The 23,466-nt window shown below is 62.4% G+C and carries 19 protein-coding genes, 1 pseudogene and 1 riboswitch; of the genes and pseudogenes, 14 read left to right on the top strand and 6 right to left on the bottom strand.

Annotation, left to right across the window (positions count from 1 at the left end; all coding sequences use genetic code 11):
- From ABF757_RS10805 to ABF757_RS10790, 4 genes and pseudogenes are all read left to right on the top strand, one after another.
- Window positions 1-215, top strand: a pseudogene (locus tag ABF757_RS10805) (hypothetical protein); the annotation flags it as partial.
- A gap of 61 nt (window positions 216-276) precedes the next feature.
- Window positions 277-603 (top strand): YnfA family protein, encoded by a 327-nt coding sequence (locus ABF757_RS10800; protein ID WP_025861399.1) that lies wholly within the window; start codon window positions 277-279, stop codon window positions 601-603.
- A 180-nt stretch (window positions 604-783) separates the two neighbouring features.
- Window positions 784-2,550 carry a sensor domain-containing protein gene (locus ABF757_RS10795; RefSeq protein ID WP_415482317.1) on the top strand — a complete coding sequence of 589 codons (1,767 nt, stop codon included), beginning with the start codon at window positions 784-786 and terminating at the stop codon, window positions 2,548-2,550.
- A 379-nt stretch (window positions 2,551-2,929) separates the two neighbouring features.
- The gene (locus ABF757_RS10790; RefSeq protein ID WP_415482315.1) at window positions 2,930-4,414 is read left to right on the top strand and encodes a mannitol dehydrogenase family protein; all 1,485 of its coding nucleotides are present in this window, start codon (window positions 2,930-2,932) and stop codon (window positions 4,412-4,414) included.
- Window positions 4,415-4,453: 39 nt separating this feature from the next.
- Here the strand turns inward: ABF757_RS10790 and ABF757_RS10785 are convergent, their stop codons facing one another.
- Together ABF757_RS10785 and ABF757_RS10780 are read right to left on the bottom strand one after the other, a co-directional pair.
- On the bottom strand, window positions 4,454-5,461 hold the full coding sequence (locus ABF757_RS10785; protein WP_415482313.1) for a hypothetical protein: 1,008 nt from the start codon (window positions 5,459-5,461) through the stop codon (window positions 4,454-4,456).
- Between the two features lie 24 nt (window positions 5,462-5,485).
- Window positions 5,486-6,262, bottom strand: a complete 777-nt coding sequence (locus tag ABF757_RS10780) for an HAD family hydrolase (RefSeq protein WP_025861396.1) — start codon at window positions 6,260-6,262, stop codon at window positions 5,486-5,488.
- Window positions 6,263-6,584: 322 nt separating this feature from the next.
- On the opposite strand from ABF757_RS10780, the gene ABF757_RS10775 reads away from it, so the two are divergent.
- From ABF757_RS10775 to gcvP, 6 genes are all read left to right on the top strand, one after another.
- Window positions 6,585-10,067: a hypothetical protein gene (locus tag ABF757_RS10775; RefSeq protein ID WP_415482311.1), complete on the top strand. Its 3,483-nt coding sequence runs from the start codon at window positions 6,585-6,587 to the stop codon at window positions 10,065-10,067.
- Between the two features lie 122 nt (window positions 10,068-10,189).
- The gene (speD, locus tag ABF757_RS10770) at window positions 10,190-10,660 is read left to right on the top strand and encodes an adenosylmethionine decarboxylase (protein ID WP_025861559.1); all 471 of its coding nucleotides are present in this window, start codon (window positions 10,190-10,192) and stop codon (window positions 10,658-10,660) included.
- 173 nt (window positions 10,661-10,833) lie between these two features.
- The gene (speE, locus tag ABF757_RS10765) at window positions 10,834-11,703 is read left to right on the top strand and encodes a polyamine aminopropyltransferase (RefSeq protein WP_025861558.1); all 870 of its coding nucleotides are present in this window, start codon (window positions 10,834-10,836) and stop codon (window positions 11,701-11,703) included.
- A gap of 55 nt (window positions 11,704-11,758) precedes the next feature.
- Window positions 11,759-11,848, top strand: a riboswitch (glycine riboswitch).
- A 156-nt stretch (window positions 11,849-12,004) separates the two neighbouring features.
- Window positions 12,005-13,150, top strand: coding sequence for a glycine cleavage system aminomethyltransferase GcvT (gene gcvT / locus ABF757_RS10760; RefSeq protein ID WP_415482308.1), 1,146 nt, complete (start codon window positions 12,005-12,007; stop codon window positions 13,148-13,150).
- Between the two features lie 68 nt (window positions 13,151-13,218).
- Window positions 13,219-13,584, top strand: coding sequence for a glycine cleavage system protein GcvH (gcvH, locus tag ABF757_RS10755; protein WP_415482306.1), 366 nt, complete (start codon window positions 13,219-13,221; stop codon window positions 13,582-13,584).
- Window positions 13,585-13,635: 51 nt separating this feature from the next.
- Window positions 13,636-16,560, top strand: a complete 2,925-nt coding sequence (gene gcvP, locus ABF757_RS10750; RefSeq protein WP_415482304.1) for an aminomethyl-transferring glycine dehydrogenase — start codon at window positions 13,636-13,638, stop codon at window positions 16,558-16,560.
- A 191-nt stretch (window positions 16,561-16,751) separates the two neighbouring features.
- Here the strand turns inward: gcvP and ABF757_RS10745 are convergent, their stop codons facing one another.
- The 4 genes from ABF757_RS10745 to ABF757_RS10730 form a co-directional block, all read right to left on the bottom strand.
- Entirely contained in the window at window positions 16,752-17,447 is a 696-nt protein-coding gene (locus ABF757_RS10745) for a CHAP domain-containing protein (protein ID WP_415482323.1), read from the bottom strand.
- A 487-nt stretch (window positions 17,448-17,934) separates the two neighbouring features.
- Complete coding sequence (locus tag ABF757_RS10740; RefSeq protein WP_025861555.1) at window positions 17,935-18,285, bottom strand: RidA family protein; 351 nt, start codon at window positions 18,283-18,285, stop codon at window positions 17,935-17,937.
- A gap of 228 nt (window positions 18,286-18,513) precedes the next feature.
- The gene (locus ABF757_RS10735) at window positions 18,514-19,233 is read right to left on the bottom strand and encodes a nucleotidyltransferase family protein (RefSeq protein ID WP_415482301.1); all 720 of its coding nucleotides are present in this window, start codon (window positions 19,231-19,233) and stop codon (window positions 18,514-18,516) included.
- Entirely contained in the window at window positions 19,233-20,357 is a 1,125-nt protein-coding gene (locus ABF757_RS10730) for an XdhC family protein (protein ID WP_415482299.1), read from the bottom strand. Before ABF757_RS10730 ends, ABF757_RS10735 begins: the two co-directional genes overlap by 1 nt.
- A 133-nt stretch (window positions 20,358-20,490) precedes the next feature.
- Between ABF757_RS10730 and ABF757_RS10725 the strand changes: the two genes are divergently transcribed.
- The 4 genes from ABF757_RS10725 (at window position 20,491) to ABF757_RS10710 (ending at window position 23,426) form a co-directional block, all read left to right on the top strand.
- Complete coding sequence (locus tag ABF757_RS10725; RefSeq protein WP_035371461.1) at window positions 20,491-20,907, top strand: baeRF12 domain-containing protein; 417 nt, start codon at window positions 20,491-20,493, stop codon at window positions 20,905-20,907.
- Window positions 20,908-21,073: 166 nt separating this feature from the next.
- Window positions 21,074-21,772, top strand: coding sequence for an MBL fold metallo-hydrolase (locus ABF757_RS10720; protein WP_415482321.1), 699 nt, complete (start codon window positions 21,074-21,076; stop codon window positions 21,770-21,772).
- A gap of 78 nt (window positions 21,773-21,850) precedes the next feature.
- The gene (locus ABF757_RS10715; RefSeq protein ID WP_415482319.1) at window positions 21,851-22,378 is read left to right on the top strand and encodes a DUF192 domain-containing protein; all 528 of its coding nucleotides are present in this window, start codon (window positions 21,851-21,853) and stop codon (window positions 22,376-22,378) included.
- 76 nt (window positions 22,379-22,454) lie between these two features.
- Window positions 22,455-23,426 (top strand): NAD-dependent epimerase/dehydratase family protein, encoded by a 972-nt coding sequence (locus ABF757_RS10710; RefSeq protein ID WP_415482297.1) that lies wholly within the window; start codon window positions 22,455-22,457, stop codon window positions 23,424-23,426.
- The last annotated feature ends 40 nt before the right edge of the window (window positions 23,427-23,466 follow it).

The raw sequence follows: 23,466 nt of genomic DNA, 5'->3' as shown, positions 1-23,466 counted from the left end.
GGAGCTATACCGGCCTTGCGGATACCGACACGCTCGACCTGCTCACATGGGGCACGATCCAGCGCGCGACATGGGGCTGGCTGAAAAGCCGGATCATGGAGGCGCATGGCATTGTCTGGCCGCAGCTCACACTGGCCAGTGGGCTTTACCCGACCGGGCCAGACCTCGACGCCCTGCGGGCGCAGAACATGGCGTTTCTCAATACTGTGGGCTGATGGGCGCTTGGCAGGATTTTGCTTGTTCTGTGGGTTGGTGGAGGGGCTATAGTGCCAGCCCATGAGCATGGTTCTGATTTATGTTGTTGCGGCATTTTGTGAAATTGCCGGCTGTTTCAGCTTCTGGGCGTGGCTACGTCTGGGGCGCACGCCGCTATGGCTAGTGCCGGGCGGGCTGTCGCTTGTGGCCTTTGCCAGCCTGCTGACACTGGTGCAGGTGGATGCCGCAGGCCGGGCCTTTGCTGCCTATGGCGGCATTTACGTGGCGGTTTCCTGCCTGTGGATGTGGCTGGTGGAAGGGGTGCGGCCTGACCGATGGGATATGGCAGGGGCTGCCCTATGCGTGGCGGGTGCGGCGGTTATCGTGCTTGCGCCGCACCGTGTCTGAAGGGGCTGTATGGGCAGTCTGGCGTGCTCGTTCCAGCGGACATGACAGGAGTTTCATGAAAAACGTATGAAAGCGGGTTCATGCGTGTAATAAAGTGCAGTAACATTACCTAGCCGGTGCCACACCGTTTCTGTTACGGTTGCGAAACCGGAACGTGAACGGTTTAAGGCATCAAGGCGTATGAAAGCAGAGTCTCTGGCCTCACAACAGCAGGGGTGCTCTTTTCCCGGTCAGTCGGAACAGGAAGAAGCGGTGCAGACTGTTGATATGTCGCACACGCAGCTTTTGCGTATGCTGGATCAGATTCCTGTGGGCGTCATGCTATTGGACCCCAAAACCCTTTGTATTTCCTATTATAATCAGACATCTCGCAAAATTCTTGAAAAAATAAGCGACCTGCTGCCTGTGGAGGTTGATAGCCTGCTGGGTGTTAATGTCGATATCTTTCATAAAAACCCCGAGCAGCAGCGCGCCTTGCTGCTGGATGCCGCCATGCCGCACCATCAGGCGCGTATTCACCTCGGGCCTGAAATTCTTGATCTGTCGGTATCGCGTGTGTTCGGCCCCAATGGAGTCGATTACGGCCCCATGCTCACATGGTCGCTTGTAACGGCGCAGGTGCGGGCGGAGGAGCATGTCTTCCGGCTGGCCAATTACGATATGCTGACCGGCCTGCATAACCGCGCGGCTTTCATGGAACGGCTGGAAACCGTTCTGTCCGATATGAATATCGATGATAAAGCCGATGAATGCGCCATGATGTTTGTCGATCTTGATGGTTTCAAGATGGTAAATGACACATATGGCCATGCCACGGGTGACCTGATGCTCACGCATGTAGCGGAGGTGCTGGGCACGATCTGCCGCAAGGCGGGGGTATTTCTGGCCCGGCTTGGTGGTGATGAATTTGCCGTGATCGTGCAGAACGCTACGGTAGAGCAGGTGGGGGGGCTGGCCGGGCGCATTATTGATGCGTTTGAATATCCTTTTGTGCTGCCAACGGGGCACCAGCACCAGATGGGCGCTTCGGTTGGTATCGCTTTTTCACCCGAGCATGGCACGCAGTCCAGTCTGCTGCTGTCGCGCGCGGATATGGCGCTCTATGCCGCCAAGGCGGGCGGCAAGAATACGGCGCGGGTTTTCCTGCCCCAGATGGAAGATAGCGTGCTCATGCGCGCACGGCTTGAACGCATGTTGCGTGATGCCTTTGTCCATTCGCGCGATATGTTTGTGTTTTATCAGCCGATTGTGGACCTTACATCCGGTCAGGTGGTCTCGCGTGAGGCGCTGATGCGCTGGTACGATTCTTCGCGCGGGTGGATTCCGCCCAAGGATTTTATTCCGGTGGCGGAAGAAGCAGGGCTTGTTTACGATCTGGACTCCTTCGTGCTGCATGCCGCCTGCCGGGATGCTGCCATCTGGGCGGATGAGGCGAGTGTTGCGGTCAATATTTCGGCGGCCAGTGTCGGGCAGGGGCGCCTGCCCGGTGCTGTGGCCATGGCGCTGGCTGCCAGCGGCTTGCCCGCCGCACGGCTGAGTGTCGAGATAACCGAAACCGCCCTGATGTCGGGTGGTAACGAGGCCCTGCGCGACCTTCAGGCCCTGCGCGATATGGGTGTGGGCATCAGTCTGGATGATTTTGGCACGGGGTTTTCATCTCTGGCGCATCTGCGGGCCTTTCCGTTCGACCGGATCAAGATTGATGGCTCCTTCGTGCAGGATGGTGACAGGCGCTCAGATTGCGCCGCCATTGTGCGCGCTCTGGCGCAGCTTGGCGTGACGCTACGGGTTGCAACCGTGGCCGAAGGGGTGGAAACGCCCCAGCAGCGCCAGCGTATTCAGGCCGATGGCTGCACCCATGCGCAGGGCTACCTGTTTGGCAGGCCCGAACCCGCATTGCGCGACCTGTCCAGGCTGAAGGCAATCAACGCCCTGCATGTCTGCTGAACAGGCAGGAGCGCTTTGGCTCATCTGTTCTGGTATAGAGGGTACGGTTAATATTTATATGGCTGATTTTTTCTTTAATATCCGTTCCAATTAAATAAAAATAAAATAAAAAAAGTGGCATGAATGATAATGTCAGGACTATCGTAGCAGGTATATGTGATGTCCTTTCATGTTGGCGGTGAATTTTTTCCTTGACTTGAGTGGTCTATTCATTCACGATTTTGATGAATTAACGGTGATACGGCGTGAATTGGCCATGGACTTCTTTGTTCCATGAACCCTTATCTGTGCCATATCCACATCGTGCGCTGTCCGGGACTGCTGTGCCCGGCTTTGGGGTGCTTACCCGCACGGCATAACAAAAAGGAGGCAGACCGCCATGCAGCTTTGCCGCCAGACACTTTCACGCGTTCAGGACACGGTTTCCCTGCCGGAGTTCGACCCTGCGCAACTCAGGCCCGGTATTGTGCATCTGGGCTGCGGTAATTTTCACCGGGCGCATCAGGTTGCCGCAACACAGGCAGCCATTGGCGCCATGGGAAAAGAAGGGCTGGGCTGGGGCATTGTCTCAGCCACCATGCGCAAGCCCGATCTAGCGCAGGCGCTGGGTAGGCAGGATAATCTTTATGCCTTGCTGACACGCGGGCCGCGCAAAACAGCGGCCACTATCATGGCATCGATTACCGATACCGTTTTTGCCCGCGCCAAGGATGCCGGGCTGGCCGAGCGGATTGCCGACCCCCAGACCCGTATCGTAACCCTGACTGTGACCGCCAGCGGCTATTATCTGACAGCACAGGGGCGGCTTGATGCACGGGCTGAGGCTATCCGTTCCGACCTCGCAGCGGCAAGGCCGCGCACGGCGCTGGGTATTCTGGCCCGTGGGCTTGCCCTTGTGCGCAAGCGCGGCGGGGTGCCTCCCGTTATTCTGTGCTGCGATAATTTGAGTGAAAACGGGCAGACATTGCGGCAGGCCGTGATGGACTTTGCTTCCTTGCGTGGGAACGACGCACTGGCGGAGTGGATTGGCGCGCATGTGCAGTTTCCTGACAGCATGGTGGACCGGATCGTGCCCACCCCCACGGCAACCGACCGGGATGACGCGCGCAGGCTGCTGGGTGGCCTGTCGGATGTAGCGCCGGTTTCGGCCGAGCCGTGGTTTCAGTGGATCATTGGCCGTTTTGACGGAGAGCGCCCCCGGTGGGAGGCCCATGCGGGTACCCGCTTTGTGCCTGATGTCGGGGTGTTCGAGCGCGCCAAGTTACAGATGCTCAATGGCACGCATATGCTGCTGGCCTATGCCGGGGCGCTGGCGGGGCTGGATACTGTTGCCGCCGCTGCATCCGACCCGGCGGTGGGGGCACTGGCTGCACGCTTCATGCGTCTGGAGCAGGTGGCGGATGTGGCGCTGGACGAAGCAGAGCTGGATGAATACGCTGTTGAACTGATGGGGCGTTTTCGCAATCCGTCCATTGCCCACAGGGTTGAGCGGGTCGGGCGTAACGGTTCGGCCAAGCTGGTGGCGCGGGTGCTGCGTGCTATGCGTTCAAACCTTGAGGCGGGCGTGGCAGTGCCGGGTGCCCATCTGCTGGTTGCAAGCTGGATACGCTGGTTTATCCTGCATGAGCGCGGGGCGCTGCGCTTTGTCCCGGCTGACCCCCGGTCTGAAACGCTGCTGCGCCTGTGCGCGACCTGGCGGGGAGACCATCACGGACTTGTTGCGGCTATCCTTGCGCGTGAGGATATGGCCGGGCCTGCCCTGCCTGCGCATGAAAGTCAGGTTGCCGCCATTGCCGACCTGCTGGACAGGTTTGAAAATGCACCCGCCACCGCCGTTATGGCGGAACTGGCCCGCCAGAGCTGAGCCACACGGGAATGGGGCGCCTGTAGGGAGAGCCCGCTTTCAGGCGGTGGTGAGGGCCTCGCGCGTATAGGCCGCGTAGGTTGTCAGAAATGTTTCCAGCACCTCAAGACCAAAGGCGCGGCCCTGCGCGGTTTCAGCACTGTTGACCAGTGCGCGCCCGCGTTCGTCAATCAGCCTGTGCAGCCGGTCATGGGTAGCGGGGTCGATCTGGCAGAACATCATGCCATCTGTCGCTCCTGAAAGATCCACGCTTACCCCGTGTCGGGTCAGAAACTGCTGTTCCAGAGCGGTGGTGCAGGCCGGGTCGGCTGCCATGGCGGCAATATCCATCACCAGATCGCAGGCCGGGCGTGCGCGGCTGTACAGGTAGAGATGCAGCAGCGCAAAGCACACAAACAGGTTTTCATCACGCGGGCTGGCCAGAGCTGGGGGGAACTCCGCAAGAATGGCGGCAAATTCCTCAGGCGCGCTTTCAGCCTGTAGCTGCCCGACGATGGTTTTGAGAAAATACGTATTGCCGATTTCGCCCTGTTCGGTAAACGAGCACCATTGTTTGAACAGGTTGCGGTAGATCAGCACATGCGTGCCCGGCAGCGCGCGGCTGAGGGCGGGTATGCGGCCCAGACTGCGCGTGGCCGACAGGACAGGAACCTTGCCTGTCTGCTCGGCATATTTCACAAGAAGCTGGCAGTACAGGAATTCTTCCTGCCTGAGCGTGCCGCCCATGCCGCCTTGCGGAATAAACCAGTTCGAGGCCATGTTTTTCTGATAGAGAAAAATGCCCTGTCCATTCTGTATAAGGGGAACAAATTCCTCAAAATAGTTTTTTACAGGCGGATGTTTCGAATGCCAGATACGCCCGTTGAGTGCCAGCGCTGTCTGGAGCGTCAGCCCTGCCAGCCTTTCGTTGAACACTTCATAATAACTCAGTGTGCCCGTATTGGCCCGGAACTGCGACCACACCCATGTGCTGGCGGTTCTGAAACCGGAGTGCAGGAAAATCATGCCTGATTCATGCTCCATACGGGCAAAGGCGGTGTGCCGCATGTGGCACACCGGAAAGAAAGTGGCTTAGGCGATGGGCATACCCGCCGCCAGACGGATATAGGGTTGCACGGCTGTCAGTTCGTTGACAATGGCCAGTGCGTTTTCCTTTACGTCTTCGGTGGGTTCGAGCAGGTCGGGCACGATAATAACGCGCATGCCTGCCGCCACAGCCGCCCGTGCGCCTGAATGCGAATCTTCCAGCGCCAGACAGAAGCGCGGCTCAATGCCGATCAGGTGCGCGGCCTTCAGGTAGGGTTCGGGGTGGGGTTTGCCGTTATCCACATCATCGCGCGTGACAATGACGGGAAAATGCTTGTCAAGGCCAACAAGTTTCAGGTGATGGTGCGCACGCATGCGGCTGGAGGACGTGGCGATGGCACGCGGCAGGCGTAGCTCGTCCAGCAGGGCGATAAGCGGTGTAACGCCGCTCTTGAGCACGAGCTTGCCGTTATCGACAAAATCACGCAGGTGTTTTTCCTGTAGGTCGAAGAAACGGCGCAGCGGGAAATCATGCCCATAGGTTTCGCGCACGAGTTTTTCGCACCCGTCCGCCGGCACGCCGATCATGCGTCGGCAGAAGGTGGCGGGCATGTCGTAGCCCAGTTCGTGGCCTGCCGCCACCAGTGCATCCATGGCTAGGGTCTCGCTGTCGAGCAGCAGACCATCCATGTCGAAAATAACACCAAATATCGGCAGGGATTGCGGTTTTTCCGTATTGGACACAATGTCTCCCTTCTGTTGCAGTGGTTGCCCGTTATCCTGCACCAGATCATCTGATCCGGCCTGTGGAGCAGGGTGCAAACAGCCCGGAACTGCCTTTGTGCTGGCAGTCCGTATGGCGGACACCCTTCACGTAACCCGACAGGATGCTAAATACAGTCCGGCCTGTCGGGTGTGGTCTGTTAGCGGAGTGTAGTGGGCTCCGCCGTGTTTGGACACCTTTTTTATATGAAGGGGCTTTCTGGCAATCCGATGGCAGGGGTGGCCAGCGGGGCGGAAAGCGGCGGGGCCGGGCTGGATGCGTGTGGATAAGGGAGCGCGAAAAAGCGTGAAAACAGGCGGCGAGAGCAAGCAGGCGGCAAAGGCGGGCAGGTCTTTTGCGCGGTACGGCGCGGTGTGGCCCGTGGCCGGACGATTTGTGCTGCTTGCCCCCGCACTCTGGCTGGCCTGCCTAGCGCCACCGGGCCGGGCCGAGACGGCGGATGATGAAAACGGTGTCGTTTTTTCAGAAGACGCCATGCAGGATGCCCAGCACACCGGCGCCAATGCCCCCGCCAGCCAGCCAGCGGAGGAGCCGGGCACCGCCGCAACCGACAGCCAGCTTCAGGAGGAAGCAACGGGGAGACTGTTTCAGTCGCCGGGGCAGTCGCGGTTTCAGTATCAGTCTCAAACCCCTGCCGAAGCAGCGCCGGATGACGCCACCGGCACCCAACACTCCTACCCGGCGGATGAAGGCAGCCCGGCGGCCAGTGCCGCAGAGGTGCCGCAGGCGGAGGAACCCCCGGACAGCACTGCCAGTACACCCCCCGAAGAGCCCGCCACCAATCCTCCCGCGACTGGGCCGGAAGCTCACAGGCCTGTGCCAGAGCGGGCCGCCCGGCAGGCTACGCCTGTCGTGGTGCCTGCACAGGAGCAGGGTGCGCCTGTAACCTCGTCCACCACCCCGGCCCCCATTCCCTTTACGGCGCCTGCGGCATTGCCCGCCGTGACTCGGCAGGCCGTTTCCATACGGGATAATGGGCACGCGCTCTTTCTGCCCGGTGATGCGGCAACCGGGCTTGCGGCTTTTCGCTCTGGTGCGGATCTGGTTGTGGTGGTGGATCGCCCGCTGGCTGCTCCGGCGGAAGCACCTGCCGGAGCGGCCAGCACAAAAGGGCAGGCAGGCCCGTTTGCCGCCCTACAGGTGGTCGGGCTTGAAAACGCTACGGTTATCCGGGTGCCATTCCCTGCAACCGCCCTGCCCGGTATGGCCTCGGCAAAGGGCACGCAGCAGAGCGCTGTCACGGAAGGAATGTCCGGTGCAGCGCCGGGTGCAGTCGCGGGGGGGCTAACGGCCTCGCTGCCGGGCTCGGCTCTGGAGCACCTGCCGCCGGGGCAGGCTCTGCCTCCGCTGGGCTTTGTGCATGACGGAACGGGCTGGCTTGTGTGTTTGGGCGGGGCCTGCCAGCCGGAGCCTTTGGGGGTGGCGCCAACTCAGGCACAGCACCCCGCCGTGCCTGCCATTGCGTCTGTTCCTGCCTCTACGCTGGACTCGGGCTCGGCTTTGGGTTCCGGGCCGGGCCTGTTGAGGCTGCCGGGCTTTGTGCTGTTTACGGGGCTGGGCTCTGGCCCCGTGCTGCGCTTGCCAGACCCCGCATCCGGCGGGACGGTGTTTGTCGCACTGTCCACGCGGCTGACCGGGCCTGTCCTGCACGGGGCCGAGGCGGTGGGGTACCGCCTGCGGCCTTCATGGCAGGGGCTTGCGGTTATGGCGGATTCGTCGCGTGTCAGTCTGCGCCCGACCATTTATGGCCCTGTGGTGGAATCCATAGCTCCTGACCCATTGCCGGTTGGTTTGGTGCCACAGGGCGTGGCGGCGGGTGGTGCATCTAGCCCGCTGCATGGTGGCGTGGCCCATGGCCGTGACTGGGACTGGCTGGGCCTGCGTGATGAACCCGCTCCTTTGCTGATGCAGCGCTGGCAGGCTGCCCGCGCCGCCCTGAAAGCCAGTGGCTGGGCCAGTGAGGCAGGCAGGGACAGCGCCAAGACGCAGAACAGGCAGCAGGGCGGCAAAAAAGTCGCGAAAAAAGCGGGTGCACATACCAGTCACCACCCCGGTAGCCATACAGGGGGCAAGCACACAGGCAGCCATGCAGACAGGCACGCAGGCGGTGACACAGGTGGCAGGCATGGCGTGCAGGCGGGCGAGGGTGCGCAGGCTGGCGCGCTGGTGCCATGGCCGGTGCGTGTAGCCGCCGCCCGTGCTGCTTTTGCAGCGGGGGAGGCCCGGCAAAGCTGGCTGTTGCTGCGTGACCTGCCCTCTTCTTCCGTGTTGGGGGGTGTGCCCGAGGGAGTAGCCGTATTCGGGCGGGAGCCTGTCTCTGGCTTGCCTGCGCCCCATGCTGGAGGCAGTGCGCGGGATTCGGCCATGGTGCTGCGTGCCTGTGCGGCCCTGCTGGCGGGCGTGCCAGCCGAGGCCGGTCTGCTGGCCGATGCGGATATACGATTCGGCCCGGACATGGCCCTGTGGCGCGCGCTGTATGACATGATGACCGGAGCCGATAGCGACCAGACAGCCACCCTGCTGGCCCGGTCCTATGCGCGGCTCAGTCAGTATCCGGCACCCGTGCGTGACAGGCTGGCCCCGCGCGTGGCGGCCTATGTGGCACGTTATGGCGCACCTGAAACACTGACCAGCCTGCGGGCCACCCTGCGTGATGCCCCGCCTGATGACAGCGCCCTCGCACTCGCCCGCGCCCTGCTGGACAGACAGCAGGGCCAGACAGATGCCGCCCTTGTTGCCTTGGACACTCTGCAGGCGGGCACCAGCCAGACTGCCGATATGGCAGCAGTAGAGCTGATCGACCTGCGCCTTGCCCTGCACCAGATCACCCCGGCCATGGCCATGAGCGCGTATGAACGCCTGCTGGCCTCCGAGCGCACTCATGCCGGAGAGCAGACCGCAACCGGCAGCGGGTCTGTGCCAGCGGCTGCCCCCGCGGGCCTTGCCCCGCCCGTTACCCCGTTACCGATGCAGCCTCATGCGACAGCCCGTGCAGCGGCCCGGCTGGGTTACGCGCAGGCACTGGTGCTGGCCGGGCAGGCCAAGGCGGCGGCCTCGGTTTTGTCCGGCTTGGAGCCGGGAGAGGCCACCCCGCGCGACAGGCTGCGCGATGTCTGGCGGCAGGTGCTCTATACGCTGGTGTTCGGCAGCGTGCCGCAGGAGGCTGGCGAGCAGACGGCCCCGCCCGAGCATGTCGGTTTTGCACCGGGGGCGGATGCGCTGGCATGGGTGGCCACATCCATACACTGGCTCGACTATGACGCTGCCACCGCCAAGCTGCTGGCCGGGTATGGTGCGGCGCTGGTGCGGGCGGGCAGGCCCGCACAGGCGGTGCCGGTTCTGGCGCAGGCGGAGTTTTTATCCATCACCCCCGCCATGCGGGCTGACCGGGCGGAGCTTCTGGCCCGCACTGCTTTTGCGGCCGGGCAGCAGGGGATAGCTGCGCAGGCTCTGGGGCGTGCAGCGCTCTCTGGTTTTTCCTTTGGTATGCCAGCGGATTTTCCGGCTGATCTGCCCGCCCGTCTGCGTTATGACAACGCCCTGTTGGCGCTGGCCGGAGGGCATGAGGCGCAGGCCCTGAAGCTACTGGCCACCGACGAATCGGATGACGGGTTGCGCCTGCGCGGGCAGGTGTACGAGCAGCAGCGGCAATGGGCGCAGGCTGTGCTGGTTCTGGGGCGTCTGGCCAGCCGCGCTTTGCCAGCCGAAGGCGCGCTAACGTCCGATCAGGTCGCACTGGCCCGTCGCCTTGCGCAGGATGCGGCGGCTGCGGGCGATACGGATACACTGTCGCGCCTGCGGGCGTGGGTTGGTACGCGCGCACCCTTACCTGCGGGGTTGTGAAAAAACGGTTACAGACCTGATTTAATGCTTGCAATGCCGGGTATAACCGCCTAGTTAGCGCGCTCTTGGCCCAAGGGGGCAATTTTTGCCCAACAGGCTGTCTACTGGTTTGGGGGTACGTCATGAACGCACTTGCTCAACTGGGGATGGTCTCGGAACACCCGAGCAATAACCAGACATTTTCCGCTCCCGTCTCGTCTGATGACGAAGAGCGCAAAGACTACTTCGTCGAAAAAAACGGCGAGAAGTTCGCAGGCACACACCTGCTTGTTGATCTGTGGGGCGCCACAAATCTGGATGATCCCGCAAAGATCGACCAGACCCTGTGCGAAGCCGCAGTAACGGCAGGGGCTACGATCCTGCACAGTCACTTCCATCATTTCACGCCCAATGGTGGCGTGTCGGGTGTTGTTGTGCTGGCGGAAAGCCACATTTCCATTCACACATGGCCCGAGCGCAATTTTGCCGCCGTGGATATTTTCATGTGTGGCGCATGCGACCCGCATCTTGCTGTGCCGGTCATGCAGCGGCTGTTCCAGGCCAAGCGTCTGGAAGTCAATGAAGAACGCCGCGGCCGCGTGGTGAAAAAATAAGTCTGGCGGATGCCTGACACCGGCAGGCCATGCCCTACCCACCCCCAGAGGGTGTAGGGGGTATGGCCTGCCGGTTTTTTTTGTTTATTTTCTGTCTGTTTTTCTGACGGGCACTGAACCCGCAACGCGCACAGGCGCAGGGGGTGGCCGTCATGCAACCGGATGAGGCGCACATGACTGAAACATGGATTGAGGAAACCCTGTACGACAACTGGGGCCAGCGGTTTCGTGTCGTACGTGAACTGGCGCGGGTGCGCAGTCCGTTTCAGGACATCGTTGTTTTTGAAAGCGATTCTCACGGTCGGGTGCTGCTGCTCGATGGCGTGGTGCAGATTACCGAGCGCGATGAGTTCGTTTATCAGGAAATGCTCACCCACGTGCCGCTGTTCAGCCACCCTGACCCGCGCCGGGTGCTGATTATCGGTGCAGGCGATGGCGGCGTGCTGCGCCGCGTGCTCGAACATCCCGGCGTGGAAAAAGCTGTGATGGTGGAAATTGACGGTGCGGTTATCGAACTGTCCAAGGAGCACCTGCCCTCCATCGCGCAGGACGCCTGGACCAACCCGCGGGCCGAAGTGATCGTGGGTGACGGTATCGACTACGTGGCCCGTGCGCCCGATGCTGCGTTCGATGTCATTATTGTCGACAGCACGGACCCGATCGGGGTGGGTGAAGTCCTGTTCACCGATTCTTTCTACGAGCAGTGCGCGCGCGTGCTCAGCGCTCAGGGGCTGATCGTCAACCAGTGCGGTGTGCCGTTCATGCAGGCGGATGAGCTGTATGAAACCAGCCTGCGCCGGGCGAAGTTTTTCCCGCATGTGTCAGCCTATGTCGCGGCGGTGCCGACCTATGTGGGCGGGTTCATGACACTGGGTATTGCCTCCAAGGTCAGCCTTGCCGGGCAGGATGTGCAGAGCGTGCGCACGCGGGCGCAGGCCGCCGGTCTGGAGGGTAAAACCCAGTACTGGACACCCGAGATTCATGTCGGTTCCTTTAACCTGCCGCCGTATATCGCCAAGCACCTTCCCGCAGGAAAAGCCTGAGTCTAACGGCCTTGCGGGGCGTGATTGACTTGTCGTTAAAATGATGTCACCAATCACGCCGCGCAGAGGGAGAGCCCAGCTTCGAGCTGGCGCCGAAGGAGCAACCGCCCCGGAAACTCTCAGGCAAAAGGACCCTGCGCATTAAAACTTCTGGAGAGAGACGCCCTTGAGGCGTCCGCCGACGGGATAGCGATCTCAGGCACAAGGCACAGAAGGGGCAACGGACGGTTTACGGTCCAGGCCCCTTCGCACCCCGCGTAAGGAAGGCATGGCCTTTTTGTAACGCGCAAGGGCAGTGTGCATGAGTTCCGAATCACTTCTCCATACCCCTCTTTTTTCCCTGCATACGGATCTCGGTGCCCGCATGGTGCCGTTCGCGGGCTATGCCATGCCTCTGCAATATGCCGAGGGCATTATGGCCGAGCACCGGCATACCCGCACGCAGGCAGGGCTGTTCGATGTCTCGCATATGGGGCAGGTGCGCGTGCGTGCGCGCTCCGGCGCGGTGCGCGATGCGGCTTTGGCGCTGGAGCAGCTTGTGCCGGCCGATATCGCGGGGCTGGCCTCCGGGCGGCAGCGTTATACGCAGTTTACCAATGAGCGGGGCGGTATTCTGGATGACCTGATGGTCACCCGGCTGGAGAACGAACTGCTGATTGTTATCAATGCCGCGTGCAAGGCAGGGGATATTGCCCATATGCGCGCGCATCTGTCTGAAAGCTGCACGCTGGACGTGCTGGAAGACCGCGCGCTTCTTGCTCTGCAAGGCCCGCTGGCCGGACAGGTGCTGGCAGCGCTGGCCCCCGCCGTGCAGGACATGCTGTTTATGGATGTGCGGGCACTCGATATTGCCGGTGCCGCCTGCGTGGTGTCGCGCTCCGGCTATACGGGCGAAGACGGGTTTGAAATTTCCGTCCCCGCTGCGCAGGCCGAGGCACTGGCCCGCACCCTGCTGGCGCAGCCCGGCGTGGCCCCTATCGGGCTTGGTGCGCGTGACAGCCTGCGGCTTGAAGCCGGGCTGTGCCTCTATGGCGCGGATATTGATGAAACAACCACCCCTGTTGAAGCCGCGCTGGAATGGTCGATCCAGAAAAGCCGCCGGGCCGGTGGCGCGCGCGCAGGCGGTTTCCCCGGTGCGGAGATCATTCTGGCTCAGTTGAGCGAAGGCACCATCCGCCGTCGCGTAGGCCTGCTGCCCGAAGGCCGCGCCCCCGTGCGTGGTGGAGCCGGTTTGTTTGCCGATGCAACGCTGGTTAGCCCGGTGGGTTCTGTGACCTCGGGCGGGTTCGGCCCCACGGTCGATGCGCCGGTGGCCATGGGCTATGTCAGCACCGCTCTGGCCCAGCCGGGGCAGGCGGTGGCTGCCGAGCTGCGTGGCCGTGCCGTGGCCTGCACGGTGCAAGCACTGCCGTTCGTGCCCGCCGGTTTCAGGCGTGTGGCCGCCTAAGGCTCCGACCTGCCGTTTTTTTTCAGTTTTTCATGGTACCCAGCCGGGTGCCTCTCAGGAGAAATCAGATGAGCCTTTATTTTACCAAAGAACATGAGTGGCTGCGTGTTGAGGGTGATAGCGCCGTTGTGGGTATTACCCGCCATGCCGCCAGCGAGCTGGGTGAGCTGGTCTTTGCCGAAGCCCGTCCGGCAGGCACCGTCGTCAAGGCAGGCGAGACGGCTGCCGTGGTCGAATCCGTTAAGGCGGCCTCAGACATTTACGCTCCGGTTGATGGCGAAGTGCTCGATGGCAACCCCGCCGTGGCGGACGATGCCTCCTGCATCAGCAACGACCCCGAAGGCGAAGGCTGGATTTTCCGCTTTCGCCTGAGCGCGCCCGAGCAGCTTGCCGGGCTGATGGACGCAGCCGCCTATACGGCGTTCCTCGGCTAGGCTCTGGCTTGACACTCCGTTTCCGCTTTCCAGCCCGTTCAGGATACTCCCATGCTTTCAGGTGATTTTACATCGGATAACAGGCCGTTCGGGCCGGATCAGGCACTACCTGCCTTTGCCGGACTGGCCGAGCCCGATGGCGCGTTTCATGCGCGTCATATCGGCCCCGCCAGCCATGATGTGGAAACCATGCTGCGGAGCGTGGGAGCGGATTCGCTCGAAGCACTGGCCGCGCAGACCCTGCCGGGCGATATTCGTCTCGGCGGGGCCATGGGCATTGGGCCGGGCTGGAGCGAAGTTGAGGTGCTGGCCCGCCTGCGTGCCATTGCCGCGCGCAATACGATCATGACATCGCTGATCGGGCAGGGCTATTACGGAACGGTTCTGCCTGCGGTTATCCAGCGCAACGTGCTGGAAAATCCCGCATGGTACACGGCCTATACGCCCTACCAGCCCGAAATCAGCCAGGGCCGTCTTGAAGCCCTGCTGAATTTCCAGACCATGGTCACGGAGCTGACCGGGCTTGATATTGCCAATGCCTCTTTGCTGGATGAGGCAACGGCAGCGGCCGAAGCCATGGCGCTGGCTCATCGTGTGGCCAAAAACCGCACCACCACGTTTTTTGTGGATGAAGACTGCCACCCCCAGACCATCGCGGTGCTGAAAACCCGCGCCGAGCCCATGGGCTTTTCGGTTGTTGTAGGCAATATCGCCCGCGACCTGCGCGCGGCCGAGGTGTTTGGGGCACTGGTGCAGTATCCCGGCTCGTCCGGTCAGGTGGCTGACCCGGCAGCAGTTATTACCGCCCTGCATGAGGCCGGGGCCATTGCCGTTATGGCAGCGGACCCGTTGGCCCTGACAGTGCTGGCCTCGCCGGGTGATCTGGGGGCGGATATCGCCATTGGCTCCACCCAGCGTTTTGGCGTGCCCATGGGGTATGGTGGGCCGCACGCGGCCTATATGGCGGTGCGCGATGCGTATAAGCGTAGCATGCCGGGGCGTCTGGTTGGCGTGTCGGTGGATAGTGCGGGCCAGCCTGCCTACCGTCTGGCGCTGCAAACGCGCGAGCAGCATATCCGGCGCGAAAAAGCGACCTCCAACATCTGCACCGCACAGGTTCTGCTGGCGGTTCTGGCCGGGCTTTATGCCACGTATCATGGCCCGGAAGGGCTGCGCGCCATTGCACGGCGCGTGCACGGGCTGACCGTTACACTGGCGGCGGGCCTGCGCGCGCTGGGGGTTACGGTGGTGCATGGGGCGTTTTTCGATACGCTGAGCATCGAAGCGGGTGAGGACGCGGCCAGCCTGCTGGAGCGTGCACGCACGCTGGGGCTGAACCTGCGCGATGCGGGGCGTGGCCGTCTGGGTATTAGCCTTGATGAAACCACAACCCCTGAAACCGTGCGGGCCGTGTGGTCGGTTTTCTGTGCGGATGAGGCGCGCGTGCAGGCTCTGGCAGCAGAGCTTGCGGCCCCGGCCAGTGCCCTGCCGGGCCATCTGGTGCGGCAGTCGGCTTTCATGAAGCAGGCCATTTTCAACACCCTGCGTTCCGAAACCGATATGCTGCGCTACCTGCGCCGCCTGTCGGACAAGGACCTTGCGCTCGATCGCACCATGATCCCGCTGGGTTCGTGCACCATGAAGCTGAACGCCACGGTGGAAATGCTGCCGATTACATGGCCCGGTTTTTCCAGCCTGCACCCGTATGCTCCGGCGGATCAGGCCACGGGCTACCGTATTCTGCTGGCGGATCTGGAACGCTGGCTGTGCCAGATCAGCGGATATGATGCCGTGTCCTTTCAGCCCAATTCGGGCGCGCAGGGTGAATATGCGGGGCTGCTGGCCATTCGCGCCTATCATCATGCGCGGGGCGAGGCGGGGCGGACGGTCTGCCTCATTCCGGCTTCGGCCCATGGTACCAACCCGGCCTCGGCCCAGATGGCGGGCATGAAGGTGGTGGTGGTGCGCTGCGATGCGCAGGGCAATATCGACCTGGCCGACATGCGCGAAAAAGTGCAGGCTCACGCGGCTGAACTGGCCGCTGTCATGATTACCTACCCCTCCACCCACGGCGTGTTTGAAGAAAACATGCGCCTTGTATGCGATCTGGTGCATGAAGCGGGCGGGCAGGTTTATGTCGATGGCGCGAATATGAATGCGCAGGTCGGGCTGGCCCGTCCGGGTGATTACGGCGGCGATGTCAGCCATTTCAACCTGCACAAAACCTTCTGCATTCCGCATGGTGGCGGTGGGCCGGGCATGGGACCGATTGGCGTGCGTGCGCATCTTGCGCCCTACCTGCCGGGCAACCCGCAGGAAGCCGATGCCGATATGGTGGTGAGTGCTGCTCCGTTTGGTTCGGCCTCCATCCTGCCGATTTCATGGGCTTATATCCGCCTGATGGGCGATGCGGGGCTGACCCGTGCCACGCAGGTTGCCATTCTGAACGCCAATTACATTGCAACCCGTCTGGGCGATGCCTATCCGGTGCTGTATCGCGGCGCGCAGGGGCGTGTGGCGCATGAATGTATTCTCGATCTGCGCCCCATCAAGGATATGACGGGCGTTACCGTGGATGACATTGCCAAGCGGTTGGTGGATTTTGGCTTCCATGCGCCTACGGTGAGCTTTCCGGTTGCGGGCACGCTGATGGTGGAGCCCACGGAATCTGAAAACATGGCCGAGCTTGATCGTTTCTGCGATGCCATGCTGGCAATCCGTGAGGAAGTGCGCGCGATCGAACGGGGCGATGTGGCGGTAGAACAGTCCGTGCTGCGCCATGCCCCCCATACCGGCGAGGCGCTGACGGTCAGCGAATGGGCGCATCCCTATACCCGCCAGCAGGCGTGCTTTCCCCCCGGTGTGCGGGCGGATTCCAAATACTGGCCGCCTGTGGGCCGTATCGATAATGCCTATGGTGACCGTAACCTCATCTGCTCCTGCCCGGATATGAGCGTGTGGGCTGAACAGGGCTGAAAAGCCCTGCGTTTTCCCGCCTGTCCTACTGGTTTGTTGCTAGTAGGGCGGGCGGGGTAGCCCACCCGCCTTGGACAGGTGGCTGAGGATTGATGGATATAATAAAAAAGCCTGCCTCTTTTTTATAAAGAGGCAGGCTTTTTACTGTTTCGTGCTTCAGGCGAGCTGTGGAGCAGCCGGGGCGGCTGGCTTCAGGGAGCCTGCGCAACCTGCGTAGTCGCACCCGCTGTTTTCTTGGCCCATGCCGTCATGACAGCATCACGCTGGCTCTGCGGTGTGGTGCTGGCAATCTGCGCTGCAGGGGCAGCACCCGGTGAACGGGGATAGATAAAGCCGTAAGTGGGGTAGATCGACCCGTAGGTGCCGCTGTTTTTGTTCAGGGCAACCCGCACGGCCGACCAGTCGTTATTGGCGGAAACGTCAATAACTGACACGTTGTGGCTGACACCCGCCTGCGCCCAGTGAGACTGGTCGATAACAATGGTGCGGCTGTCCACCACGTTGCGCACAACGGCCACATGGCCCAGCGGCATACGGCGCGTGCCACGGAAGTTCAGAACACTACCGGCTTCAGGAGCCTGACCGCGCTCATACACACCGGCGGCATTGTGCCACCAGTCACGGGCATTGCCACGCAGCATGACATCGGAAGCGGATTTGGCGTAGGCCACGCACTGGATCACATGCCCACCACCATGGTGGCGGCTTGCCACATGGTGGATACCGTGATGCGCGCCCGCATTGCCATGGCTGGCGGATGTGACGGCATGATGGGTGGGGGCCTTGTGGGTGGCTGCCTTGGCAACGCCAGAAACGGATAGGACAGCAGAACAGAACGACAAAACAGCCAGTTTCAGTTTCAGGGTCTTTGGCTGGCCATTCCGCATGGGTTCCACCTTAGATTTTCCGTGCGCTGCTAAGTGCGTCTGTTCACAAGATAGTTCCACCTATAAGGGCTGACGCAGATCAGGCAAGCTCTCATTGCGTAGCAAAAACGCAAAAAATGCACTTTGATATTTCAACCCCCTTAAAAATATAAAAATAGGATTATATTCCTATATCCCGTCACAAATCTGTCTAAATCTGTTTTATTTTGCCCTCTCAAGAGAACAAATCCTTCACGAATGATGAAAAAACCGCATAGCCCCCAAGGGGTGGGGATTCGGAGGAACTGTGGCGCTGATACAACGCATCGGGTGTTCGGTGCGTTTTTGCCACACTTCGCCGGCGTGAAGGCGGCGGAGTGTGAGGGGTACAAAAAACGGGGCAGGTAAACCCCGCCCCGTCACCGGCCACACAGGGGCCGGGCCTGATCATTGCGGCAGGGAACCCGTCTGAGTCGGGCTACCCTGCCGCCAATAGCCGATCAGGTGCTTATTTGGTGGTGACCAGCATGATTTCGACCAGCATGCGCGGGTCGGCCAGAATGCCCTGCACACAGGCGCGCGCCGGAGCGCCACCTTCGGGCAGCCATGCGCTCCACAGCTTGTTCAGGATTTCACGGTCGTTGATGTCTTTCAGCCAGATCTGGGCCTGCAGCAGACGGGTGTTGTCGGTGCCGTGCTGTTCCAGCAGGGCGTCGATCTGTTCCAGCACGTCCTTGGTCTGGCCTTCCATGTCCAGATCGAGGTTCCGGGCCACCACGCCCTGCGTGTAGACAAAACCATGATATTCCACCGCGGCGGACAGGATGGGGTTCGGGTTGGTGCGGAGAATCTTGCTCATATCGGGAAACTCTTTCCTGCAAAAAAGAACCGCCATCCCTCGCTACCCTGTCTGGGGGTGGCTGGTGTCTGGCGGGCCGGTGTCTGGGGGCGTGCCGCCCGGCCCTGCGCCGGGGGGACTGGCCCTGCCGTAGTTTTTGGCCCGCCAGCGCGTGCGGTCAACTGCCTGAATCCCGCTATGGGTTAAAAAGACGGTGCAACCCGGCCCCCATTGCCTGAGAGCGCGGTTTTATGCCTGTGTGGGTGTGGGGTCTGCCGCAGGCATACGGGCAAAATCCGACAGGCGCTCGGCGGTGTCGAAATCTTCCAGCATGGCGGCGGGGGCGGGCACCAGCCGCACGGCGGAGCCGAGATCGCGCAGGATGGTTCGGCCACCCTGATCGCCCTGCACAGTCAGCAGCCTGTCATAGCACTGCGCACTCCATAGCACGGGGTTGCCGGGCTGGCCGTGCCGGTCGGGCGCGACGGCGGGGGCATGGGTGGTGCGCTGCGTGTTCAGCAGCGTGTCCAGCAAAGCGGGGCTGACTAGCGGCATGTCCGCCAGACACACCAGCAGGCTGCTCGCCCGGCGGCGCATGGCCGCACGCACTCCGGCATGGAGCGAGCGCGACAGGCCAAGCTCAGGCTGGCGCACGCAGGTCATGCGCAGCCGTCGCACTGGTTGCCTGCCACCGGGGGCGAGGGGGGCTGAAGCCGGGGGCGCATTGGCCGGGCTTTCCTGCAGGGGGTGCAGCAGGGCTGCCATGTCGGGCCGCTCTGGCGGTAAAAGCACCAGCACTTCCTCCACCGCGCTGGCCAGCACGGCGTTGAGTGTGCGTAGCAGCATGGGCTGGCCCGAGGCATCGCATGCCAGCAGCTTATGGGCAGGGGCCGTGCGGCTTGAGCGCCCGGCCGCCAGAATAATGGCCATTGTGCCCGGCAGGGTGGAAGGGGGCGGGGTGCCGGGCATTACGGGTTGTCCCAGCCGCGCCGGGTCGCCAATGGGCCGTTGCGCCGCACGGCCACGATATCGGCCAGAATGGACAGGGCAATTTCCTCAGCACCCACAGCGCCGATAGCCAGCCCCACCGGCCCGCGAATACGCGCCAGAGCTTCGGGCGCGTAGCCAAGCTGTTGCAGGCGTTCAAGCCTGCTGGCCTGTGTTTTGCGCGAGCCCAGCGCACCAATATAGAAAGCCGGGCTACCCAGTGCCGTTTCCAGCGTGGGGTCATCCAGCTTGGCATCATGTGTCAGGGTAACGAGGGCTGTGGTGGAATCGATACTCAGTGCGGGCAGGGCTTCATCCGGCCATTCGGTTATCAGGGTTCGCCCCGGCTCCAGACCGGGGAAACGCTCGGTCGTGGCCAGTGCCTCACGCGGGTCCACCACAATGGGGTCAAACCCCGTAAGGGCGGCCAGCCGGGCCAGATGCTGGGCAATATGAACCGCGCCCACAATAAGTAGGCGGGGCGGCGGTAGCAGGGGCTGCACAAACCAGTTCTGCCCGGCGCTGTCCGGGGTGAGCAGCCCCCGCCCGGTGGCCAGTGCATGCAGGGCGGCGCGGCCTAGGGCCTCGTCATGCGCGGGGTGTTCCAGCGCGCCATCGGCGCGGGTGGCCAGCACGCGGTGCTGCGTGGCATCCAGCGTGCGCAGCAGCACTGCCGGGCGGCGCGCGGCCATGAGCGCACAGAGCTGTTCCAGTATTTCCATAGGCCATGTGCCGGTGGGGCAGGCGGGGCTGCGCACGGCTTCCACCAGCACTTCAAGGCGGCCACCGCAGGCCAGACCCACTTCCCATGCCCGTGCGCTGCTGACACCGTAATCCAGCACTTCCGGCGCATCGCCCGCCATGATCCGTAGCGCATTGTGCATGACATCCGATTCCACGCACCCGCCGCTGACAGAGCCCTCCACCCGGCCACTCTCGGCCATGACCATGCAACTGCCCGCCGGGCGGGGTGAGCTGCCCCATGTGCCGGTTACGGTGGCCACGGCCACGGCCTGACCCTGTCGCACCCAGTGCAGGGCATGGTCCAGCGTGTGCTGTGCGGTTTTTTGCATCTCTTCCGGGGGGTGAGGGGGTGAAACTGTCATATGTCCACCCTATATCATCCAGCGGACAGGCTGCCCATCAAGCAGCGTATCGTCCGGGCGGGGGGCTCCCCTGCGTGAGGCGATCAGCCGGAGCCGTCTGTCGCGGTTAACACGAACAGGGACTGGAAAGTTCATGACGGAAGCTAGAGACGGTCAGGTTGTGTATGTCGTGGCCGATGGGGGCAAGGTGCGTTTCCTGCACGATAGTCAGGGTGCCATGCACGATGTGGAGGTATCTGACAGCCACGCCCATACAGCCACGCCGGGCCAGATGCCTGCCGGTGCCACGCCCGCGGATGCGCGTAAGGATGCGTTTGCCCGTAGCGTGGCCGATCGCATGAACGCGCAGGTTGCGCATGATGGGGCCAATGTGGCGGCGTTTGTGGTGGCAGCCCCCGCGCCCGTGCTGCACGAAATCCGCCAGCATCTGAGCGCACCCGCGGCTGCGCGGGTTATCAAGGTGCTGTCCAAGGACCTTATCAACATCCCCTCGCACGAGCTGCGGCCGCATTTTGATATCCCGGCCACGGGCTGGGTCATGCCGGGCTAAAGGTGCCCGTTTGGGGCGGGTAAACGCCCCACGCCTTTCAGAACTGCCGGTCGCGCGGGGCTTTCCGCCGCACCGGCAGTTTTTTTTTGCCCGTATTCGTGCCATTGCCTGAACAGACGGGGCAAACCAGCGCAACACCCCCCGTATGGTTAAGGAGAGTGAAGCCATGCATGTGGCCTATCCCGGCATGCAGTTGAACATCATACCGGTTACGCCCTTCAGGCAGAACTGTTCCATTTTGTGGAACCCCGAAACCCGGCGCGCCCTCGTGGTTGACCCCGGAGGGGATGCCGATACGCTTCTGGCTTTCATTGACCGGCACGCCCTTGAGGTCGAGGCTATCCTGATTACGCATGGCCATCTGGACCATGCCGGGGGTGTGGCGGCCTTGCGCCGCGGGCTGGCCGAACGCGCAGCCCCCGCGCCGGATGTGATCGGGCCCGATGAGCGCGATGCCTTCCTGCTGGCGTCCATTGCCGATCAGGCCCGGCATTTCGGGCTTGAAGGGCTGGAAAACGCCACGGTCGATCGCTTTGTGCAGGAGGGCGAGGTGCTGGACTATGCCGGGTGCCGCCTGCATGTGCTGCACGTGCCGGGGCATACGCCCGGCCATGTGGTGTTTGTGGACAAGGCAGCGCGCTTCGCTTTTGTGGGCGATGTGCTGTTTCGTGGCACGGTCGGGCGGACAGATTTCGCCTATGGCGATGGCCCGCTGCTGGTAAGCTCTATCAAGGACAAACTGCTGCCGCTGACAAAAGAGTCAGGCGGCGCGGCAATACGTGACGATATTACGGTTGTGCCCGGCCATGGTGGCCTGACCACGCTGGATACAGAGGCGGCGGGCAATCCATTCCTGCAAGGCTGAGGCTGGGGAGAGTAAGGTAACGTGAACTACAAAGTGTTGGCGGCTCTGGTGGCCGCATGTGTGGCGCAGGCAGTACCCATGGTGGTGGTTCGGGCGCAGGAGAGTGCCGCCGGTGCGGAGGCGTCGCTGACAGGCGAGCCCACGCAGGCGCAGCCGGTGCTGGCCAAGGAAAGCCTGACCATTGTCTCGGCCACCGGCACGCATGCGTTTTCTGTGGAAGTGGCGCGCACGCCGCGCCAGCAGCAGGTGGGCGAAATGTTCCGCACCGCCGTGCCGGAAGATGGCGGTATGCTGTTCCCGTGGAAAACCCCGCGCCAGAGCGATATGTGGATGCAGAACACAGTCGTCCCGCTGGATATCGTCTTTATCGGGAGCGACGGGCGGGTTTCCTCCATTGTCGAAAACGCCGTTCCCTACAGTCTTGCTTATATCAGCAGCCATGGCCCGGTGCTGGCCACGCTGGAACTGGCAGGCGGGCTGACAGCCAAGCTAGGCATTACCGTGGGTGACAAGGTGGTGTCTGCCACGCTGGCGGGTGATGAAACGGGCAATGCCAAGGGCAACGCTACGGGCGCCACCACTGGGGCAGCGCACCCCGCGCCATAAGGCGTTCGATTAAAAGCATCGGCGGCCGGGCTGGTCCGGCCGCAGGGCGTGGCGCGCAGGATCTGGGGCAGTAAACGTGGTACTCTTGGTAACCGGCGTGGCCGGGTTTGTGGGGGCGCATGTCGCCCAGGCCCTGCTGGCGCGGGGCGAACGTGTTGTCGGGCTGGATAACCTGAACAGCTATTACAGCCCGGCGCTCAAACAGGCCCGGCTGGCCCGGCTGCAACAGCAGGCCGGATTTTCCTTTCATCAGCTTGATGTCAGCAACCCCGAGGCGCTTGAAGCCCTGCGGCAGGCCGAGCCGGATATATGCGGCATCTTCCATATGGCCGCACAGGCCGGGGTGCGGTACTCCCTGAAAGACCCCTATGTGTTCGCAGGCACGAATGTGTGCGGCCATGTGGCGGTGCTGGAGTTCGCCCGCAGGCTGCGGCGGCTGGACCATTTGGTCTATGCGTCCTCCTCCTCGGTTTACGGGGGCAATACGCGCCTGCCGTTTTCCGAGAGCGATCCGGTGGACAGGCCGGGCTCTTTCTATGCTGTGACAAAGCGCAGCGCCGAGCTGGCCTCGGTTGCTTATAGCCATCTGTATGGACTGCCGCAGACAGGGTTGCGCTTCTTTACGGTCTATGGGCCGTGGGGCCGCCCGGACATGGCCTATTACAGCTTTGCCCGCGCCATTATGGCTGGCGAGCCCGTGACTCTCTACGAGGGCGACGCCCTCGCGCGCGACTTCACCTATATCGATGACGTAACGCGGGCAGTGTTGGCGGTGTTCGCCCACCCGCCTGCTCCCGATCAGCCACGGATTCTCAATGTCGGAAACGACCGGCCGGAATCCGTGCGCCATCTGGTTAGCCTGCTGGAGCAGCATCTGGGCCGTAAGGCGCAGATTACCCTGCAACCAAGGCCGGGTGCTGATGTGGAAAGAACCTGGGCCGATATCCGCGCTATCCGCGCTCTGACAGGCTGGCAGCCCTCCACGACACTGGAAACGGGAATCGGACACTTCGTCTCATGGCTCCGCGAATCAGGTCTATGTGATTGAAGTGGTTTAATTTTTCGGAGTTTTCTGGGGTATTTTGTGT

The organism is Acetobacter papayae (genome assembly GCF_047721125.1).
GTDB classification, from domain to species: Bacteria; Pseudomonadota; Alphaproteobacteria; order Acetobacterales; family Acetobacteraceae; genus Acetobacter; species Acetobacter papayae.
Note: the sequence above shows the minus strand (reverse complement) of the source record. Positions and strands in the feature narration are given on the sequence as shown.